The organism is Mycobacterium sp. ABE4_509 (genome assembly GCF_056160785.1).
In genome coordinates this window covers 1-6,552 of record NZ_JBSWXU010000215.1, presented here as the reverse complement: position 1 = coordinate 6,552, position 6,552 = coordinate 1, and the positions used below count along the sequence as shown (strand labels likewise).

Sequence of the window (6,552 nt, the reverse complement as noted above, 5' to 3'; positions counted from 1 at the left end):
GCGCCCGCCCCGTCCGGCCCACCTCCAGCAGGACCGGGCGACCGTCGGGTAAGCGCAGCCCGCGGAAGCGGTAGCCCCCATGGCACGCCACTGGGCGCGACGCGTCACCGCCGTGGCCGCCGTGCTGGGTCTGACCGGCGCTGTGGGGCTGACGGCCTGCGCCGACGAGGCCGCCGACTCTATCGACTACGCCGTCGACGGTGCGCTGGTCACCTACAACACCAACACGGTCGCCGGAGCGGCCTCCGGTGGCCCGCAGGCGTTCTCGCGGGCGTTGACGGGCTTCAACTATCACGGCCCGGAGGGGCAGATCGTCGGCGACCACGACTTCGGCAACATCTCCGTGGTGGGGCGCACCCCGCTGATGCTGGACTACGAGATCAAGCCGGAAGCGGTGTACTCCGACGGCAAACCGGTCACCTGTGACGACATGGTGCTGGCCTGGGTGTCGCAGTCCGGCCGGTTCCCGGCGTTCGACGCCGCCAGCCGCGCCGGATACACCGACATCGCCACCGTCGAGTGCGTACCGGGGCAGAAGAAGGCGCGGGTGTCCTTCGCCCAGGACCGGGCGTTCACCGACTACGGGCAGCTGTTCGCGGCGACCTCGATGATGCCGTCGCATGTCATCGCCGATGAGCTCGGCCTCGGCGACGGCGGGGTGACCAGGGCCCTGCTCGACAACGACGGCCCCGTCGTCGAACGGATCGCCCAGGCGTGGAACACCATCTGGGATCTGAGCCCGGACCTGGACCTCAAGCGCTTCCCGTCCTCGGGTCCCTACAAGCTGGACTCGGTCGGTGCCGACGGGTCGGTGGTGCTGGTGGCCAACGACCGGTGGTGGGGCACCATGCCGGTCACCGGCCGGGTCACCGTGCATCCGCGCAGCCCCGACATGCAGGACCGGGTCAACGAGGGCGCCTACGACGTCGTCGACATCGCGTCCGGCTCGCTGGGTCTGCTCAACCTGCCCGACGACTACGAGGGCTCGGAGTCGGCGTCGGCGGGTGTGGAGCAGCTCATCTTCGCTCCGCAGGGGCCGTTGTCGGCCACTCCGGCGCGCCGCGCGGTGGCGCTGTGCACCCCCCGTGACGTCATCGCGCGCAACGCCGAGGTGCCCGTGGTGAACTCCCGGCTCAACACCGCGACCGAGGACGCCTACGGTGCCGCCGAGGCCACCCCGCAGGCCGGTGAATTCGCTGTCGCCAACCCGGACGCGGCGCGCGCCGCACTGGACGGGCAGCCGCTCACCGTGCGGATGGGATATCAGACACCCAATGCGCGGCTGGCCGCGACGGTCGGCGCGATCGCGCGATCCTGCGCTGCCGCCGGCATCACCGTCGAGGACGTGGCCACCGAGAGCACCGGCCCATCGGCGCTGCGCGACAATCAGATCGACGTGCTGATCGCCAGCACCGGCGGGGCCGCGGGCAGCGGTTCGTCGGGGTCCTCGGCGGTGGACGCCTACACCCTGCACAGCGCCAACGGCAACAACCTGCCCCGGTACGCCAACGAGCGGATCGACGGGATCATCTCGACCATCGCGGTGATCAACGATCCCAAGGAGATGGCCCGGTTGCTCGCCGAGGCGGGGCCGATCCTGTGGGCGGACATGCCGACCCTGCCGCTGTACCGTCAGCAGCGAACCCTGGTCACGTCGACCAAGATGTATGCGGTGAGCGCGAATCCGACGCGATGGGGTGCCGGGTGGAACATGGACCGTTGGAAGCTGAGCGAATGAGCCAAACAGAAGACCCGACCGGCCCTGATGTCCCTGACGTTTCCGTGGTGATCGCCTCGCTGCTGCGTGAGGTGCCCGACTTTCCCGAACCGGGCATCCAGTTCAAGGATCTGACGCCGGTACTGGCCGACGCGCGGGGGCTGGCCGAGGTCAGCGGCGCCATCGCCGAACTCGCCCGCGGCGCCGACCTGGTGGCCGGGGTGGACGCCCGCGGATTCCTGCTCGGCGGCGCGGTGGCCCTGGCACTGGGCATCGGTGTGCTGGCCGTCCGCAAGGGCGGCAAGTTGCCACCGCCGGTGCTCAGCGAGACCTACACGCTGGAATACGGCAGCGCGACCCTCGAGGTGCCGGCCGAGGGGATCGATCTGTCCGGGCGCTCCATCGTCGTGATCGATGACGTCCTGGCCACCGGGGGCACCCTGAAGGCGACACACCAGCTGCTCACCGCCGCCGGCGCCCAGGTGACCCGGGCGGTGGTGATGCTGGAGCTGTCCGCCCTGGGCGGGCGGGCTGCGCTCGAACCGCTACCCGTCACCAGCCTGTACACGGTCTGAACGGATATCCTGCGAAGGGGAACAGTCCCGGGAGGTGAACAATGGCCGGCGAGGTGAACACGGATCGTCGCGCGGGCCAGGCTGTGCAGCCGTCCGGGACGGCCGGGCCGGGCCCCGAGACCCAGCCGCTGGAGGTGCCCAAGCAGCCGACCAGCGCCTCGCGCCGGGTGCGGGCCCGGCTGGCGCGCCGGATGACCTCCCAGCGCAGCACCGTCAACCCGGTTCTCGAGCCGCTGGTCGCGGTGCACCGCGAGATCTATCCCAAGGCGGATCTGACGCTGCTGCAGAAGGCTTACGACGTGGCCGAAGAGCGCCACGCCGACCAGATGCGCCGCTCCGGTGACCCCTACATCACCCACCCGCTGGCGGTGGCCAACATCCTGGCCGAACTGGGCATGGACACCACGACTCTGGTGGCGGCGCTGTTGCACGACACCGTCGAGGACACCGGGTACACGCTCGACGCGCTGACCGAGGAGTTCGGCACCGAGGTCGGTCACCTCGTCGACGGGGTGACCAAGCTGGACAAGGTGGCGCTGGGCACCGCGGCCGAGGGCGAGACCATCCGCAAGATGATCATCGCGATGGCGCGCGATCCGCGGGTGCTGGTGATCAAAGTCGCCGACCGGCTGCACAACATGCGCACCATGCGCTTCCTGCCGCCGGAGAAGCAGGCCCGCAAGGCCCGCGAGACGCTTGAGGTCATCGCCCCGCTGGCGCACCGGCTCGGCATGGCGACGGTGAAATGGGAGCTCGAGGATCTGTCGTTCGCGATCCTGCACCCCAAGAAGTACGAGGAGATCGTCCGGCTGGTCGCCGACCGGGCTCCGTCGCGCGACACCTACCTGGCCAAGGTGCGAGCCGAGATCAACGCGACGCTGTCGGCGTCGAAGATCAACGCCGTCGTCGAGGGGCGGCCCAAGCACTACTGGTCGATCTATCAGAAGATGATCGTCAAGGGCCGCGATTTCGACGACATCCACGACCTGGTCGCGGTGCGGATCCTGTGCGACGAGGTGCGCGACTGCTACGCCGCGGTCGGGGTGGTGCACTCGCTGTGGCAGCCGATCGCCGGGCGGTTCAAGGACTACATCGCCCAGCCCCGGTTCGGGGTGTACCAGTCGCTGCACACCACGGTGGTCGGTCCGGAGGGCAAGCCGCTGGAGGTGCAGATCCGCACCTTCGACATGCACAAGACCGCCGAGTACGGCATCGCGGCGCACTGGCGCTACAAGGAGGCCAAGGGGCGCAACGCGGCGCCCCCGAGTCACGCCGCCGCCGAGATCGACGACATGGCGTGGATGCGTCAACTGCTCGACTGGCAGCGTGAGGCCGCCGACCCCGGCGAGTTCCTGGAGTCGCTGCGCTACGACCTGGCGGTGCAGGAGATCTTCGTCTTCACCCCGAAAGGTGATGTGATCACGCTGCCGACCGGGTCCACGCCGGTGGATTTCGCCTACGCGGTGCACACCGAGGTCGGTCATCACTGCATCGGCGCCCGGGTCAACGGCAGGCTCGTCGCGCTGGAACGCAAGCTGGAGAACGGTGAGGTCGTCGAGATCTTCACCTCCAAGGCGCCCAATGCCGGTCCGTCGCGCGACTGGCAGACCTTCGTGGTCTCACCGAGGGCCAAAGCCAAGATCCGGCAGTGGTTCGCCAAGGAGCGCCGCGAGGAGGCGCTCGAAGCCGGTAAGGACGCCATCGCCCGTGAGGTGCGTCGCGGCGGACTTCCGTTGCAGCGCTTGATGACCGCCGACTCGATCGGTGCCCTGGCCCGCGAGTTGCGCTACGCCGACGTCTCCGCGCTCTACACTGCGGTCGGCGAGGGGCACGTCTCGGCCCGCCATGTGGTGCAGCGGCTGGTGGCCCAGGTCGGCGGCGACGACGATGCCACCGACGAACTGGCCGAACGGTCCACCCCTGCGACGATGCCGGTGCGCCAGCGCAGTTCCGACGACGTCGGGGTGGCGGTGCCGGGGGCGCCCGGTGTGCTGTCCAAGCTGGCCAAGTGCTGCACCCCGGTCCCGGGGGACAACATCATGGGGTTCGTCACCCGCGGTGGCGGTGTCAGCGTGCACCGGACCGACTGCACCAACGCCGCATCGCTGCAGGAGCAGTCCGAGCGCATCATCGACGTGCAGTGGGCGCCGTCGCCGTCGTCGGTGTTCCTGGTGGCCATCCAGGTCGAGGCGCTCGACCGGCACCGGTTGCTCTCCGACGTCACCCGGGTGCTGGCCGATGAGAAGGTCAACATCCTGTCGGCGTCGGTGACGACATCCAACGACCGGGTGGCGATCAGCCGGTTCACATTCGAGATGGGCGATCCCAAGCATCTGGGCCATGTACTCAACGTGGTGCGCAACGTGGAGGGCGTCTACGACGTTTACCGCGTCACGTCCGCGGCCTGAGCCGCAGTGGGGCGGTAGCGGCGCAAGCGCCGGCCGCCCCGACCGTGCGGTTTCATCCGTGACACGCCGCGGCCGGCGTACCAATCCGCACAGTGATTCGGCTGTGTGAGCGTTGAGGACTTTCGGCCGTATCCGGTGTTTCGCCGCGGAGATAGCGTGCAGACATAGGCATGAGTGCATGACAGGAGGACGACGATGGCGCGCAAGGCCGGGGACCGGTACGAATGCAAGGACTGCGGGGCGGTGCTGGTCTACGAGAAGGAGTGCCCGTGCCCGCCCGAGATGGAGCACAAGGAAGTGTGCTGCGAGAAACCGATGACCCTGGTCACGGCCTGAGTCCGGTTCGGGCCAGGCGTTAGCCCCGTTCGAGCACCGCACGCAGAAAAGTGCGGGTGCGCTCATGGTCGGGGTCACTGAACAGCTTGTCCGGCGAGGCATCCTCGACGACGCGGCCGGCGTCGAACATCATCACGCGGTCGGAAACGTCTCGGGCGAAGTTCATCTCGTGCGTCACGCACAGAAAGGTGATGTCGCTGCTGGCGGCGATGTCCTTGAGCAGGGCCAGCACGCCGGTGACCAGTTCGGGATCCAGCGCCGAGGTCACCTCGTCGAGCAGCAGCACGTCGGGCTGCATCGCCAGCGCCCGGGCGATGGCCACCCGCTGCTGCTGGCCGCCGGAGAGTTGGGTGGGGTGCGCGTCGGCCTTGTCGGCGATACCGACCAGGTCGAGCAGCTTGTCGGCTCGCTCCTCGGCCTCGTCGCGCGCCAACCCGAGCGCGTGGATCGGGCCCTCGGTGATGTTCTGCCGAACCCGCATGTTGGGAAACAGGTTGAACTGCTGGAACACCATGCCGATCCGTTTGCGGATTGCGTGCTGGTACTTCTCGTCGGCGGGCACCTCGCGGCCGCGGCGGGACATGTGGCTCAAGCAGTCCCCGCCGACGTAGATGCGGCCCTCGCTGAGCTGCTCCAGGGTCATCAGCAGCCGCAAGATGGTCGTCTTGCCCGACCCGCTGGGCCCGATCAGGGTGACGAACTCCCCGGGCGCGACGGTGAAGTCGAGCCCGTCGAGCACCACGGTGTCGTCGAAGCGTTTGACCACCCGGTCGAATCGGATCATGTCAGTTGGCGTATCGGACATGTCGCTCCATCCATCGCACGAGTAGGGACGCCGAGTAGCTCAGCACCAGGAACAGCACACCGGCGATGGTGATCGGCTCCACATAGCGAAAAGCCCTCGACCCCAGCTGGTTTGCCACTCCGACGATGTCGAGGACACCGATCATCAGCAGCAGGGGAGTCTCCTTGAGCATCGATATGGTGTAGTTGCCCAGTGCGGGCAGCACCCGGGGGACGGCCTGCGGCAGGATCACCGCCGTCCATGTTCGCCGCCGCGGCAGGTTCAGCGCGACCGCGGCCTCCCACTGCCCCGGAGGCACCGCCTCGATGCCGGCGCGGTAGACCTCGGCGGTGTAGGTGGCGTAGTGCACGCCGAGCGCGATCACGCCGGTCGTCAACGGGTCGAAGCGCACCCCGACGTCGGGCAGCACGAAGAAAAAGAAGAAGATCTGCACCAACAGCGGTGTGCTGCGGACGAACTCGATGAACGCCCAGGTGACCGACCGGACCGCCCGGATCGGTGAGCGTCGCAGCAACGTCAGCACCAGCCCCAGCGTGTAAGCCAGCAGCGAGCCCAACACGGTGGCCACCACGGTGATGCGCAGGCCGTTGACGACGATGTCGGGAAACACCTCGGCGGCGTACTGCCAGTCCCAGATCATCGCCGGGTTTCCCGGCGGCGGAACAGCGCCAGCGCGCCGCGGCGTGCCGGCGGCTGCCGGCCCACCAGCGC

Annotated in this window: 6 protein-coding genes; 4 read left to right on the top strand and 2 right to left on the bottom strand. The window is 68.6% G+C overall.

The features are described 5' to 3' along the window. Positions 1 to 79 precede the first annotated feature (79 nt). The 4 genes from ACXAID_RS26550 to ACXAID_RS26535 all read left to right on the top strand — a co-directional run bounded on the left by ACXAID_RS26550 (position 80) and on the right by ACXAID_RS26535 (position 5,036). Positions 80 to 1,738: an ABC transporter substrate-binding protein gene (locus tag ACXAID_RS26550; protein ID WP_475025168.1), complete on the top strand. Its 1,659-nt coding sequence runs from the start codon at positions 80 to 82 to the stop codon at positions 1,736 to 1,738. Further along, positions 1,735 to 2,292 (top strand): adenine phosphoribosyltransferase, encoded by a 558-nt coding sequence (locus ACXAID_RS26545; RefSeq protein ID WP_475025167.1) that lies wholly within the window; start codon positions 1,735 to 1,737, stop codon positions 2,290 to 2,292. The genes ACXAID_RS26550 and ACXAID_RS26545 overlap by 4 nt, the downstream gene beginning before the upstream one ends. 41 nt (positions 2,293 to 2,333) lie before the next feature. Further along, positions 2,334 to 4,700: a RelA/SpoT family protein gene (locus ACXAID_RS26540; RefSeq protein ID WP_475025166.1), complete on the top strand. Its 2,367-nt coding sequence runs from the start codon at positions 2,334 to 2,336 to the stop codon at positions 4,698 to 4,700. Positions 4,701 to 4,895: 195 nt separating this feature from the next. After that, positions 4,896 to 5,036: a hypothetical protein gene (locus ACXAID_RS26535; RefSeq protein ID WP_475025165.1), complete on the top strand. Its 141-nt coding sequence runs from the start codon at positions 4,896 to 4,898 to the stop codon at positions 5,034 to 5,036. A gap of 19 nt (positions 5,037 to 5,055) precedes the next feature. Here ACXAID_RS26535 and ehuA read toward each other — a convergent pair whose 3' ends face one another. Then, positions 5,056 to 5,820, bottom strand: coding sequence for an ectoine/hydroxyectoine ABC transporter ATP-binding protein EhuA (ehuA, locus tag ACXAID_RS26530; protein WP_475025164.1), 765 nt, complete (start codon positions 5,818 to 5,820; stop codon positions 5,056 to 5,058). Position 5,821: 1 nt separating this feature from the next. Beyond that, the gene (gene ehuD / locus ACXAID_RS26525; protein WP_475025169.1) at positions 5,822 to 6,481 is read right to left on the bottom strand and encodes an ectoine/hydroxyectoine ABC transporter permease subunit EhuD; all 660 of its coding nucleotides are present in this window, start codon (positions 6,479 to 6,481) and stop codon (positions 5,822 to 5,824) included. Positions 6,482 to 6,552 lie beyond the last annotated feature (71 nt).

Bases quoted from the DNA above. Each gene is read 5' to 3' on its own strand.
- ACXAID_RS26550 (WP_475025168.1), top strand. From the start codon at position 80: ATGGCACGCCACTGGGCGCGACGCGTCACCGCCGTGGCCGCCGTGCTG.
- ACXAID_RS26545 (WP_475025167.1), top strand. From the start codon at position 1,735: ATGAGCCAAACAGAAGACCCGACCGGCCCTGATGTCCCTGACGTTTCC.
- ACXAID_RS26540 (WP_475025166.1), top strand. From the start codon at position 2,334: ATGGCCGGCGAGGTGAACACGGATCGTCGCGCGGGCCAGGCTGTGCAG.
- ACXAID_RS26535 (WP_475025165.1), top strand. From the start codon at position 4,896: ATGGCGCGCAAGGCCGGGGACCGGTACGAATGCAAGGACTGCGGGGCG.
- ehuA (WP_475025164.1), bottom strand. From the start codon at position 5,820: ATGATCCGATTCGACCGGGTGGTCAAACGCTTCGACGACACCGTGGTG.
- ehuD (WP_475025169.1), bottom strand. From the start codon at position 6,481: ATGATCTGGGACTGGCAGTACGCCGCCGAGGTGTTTCCCGACATCGTC.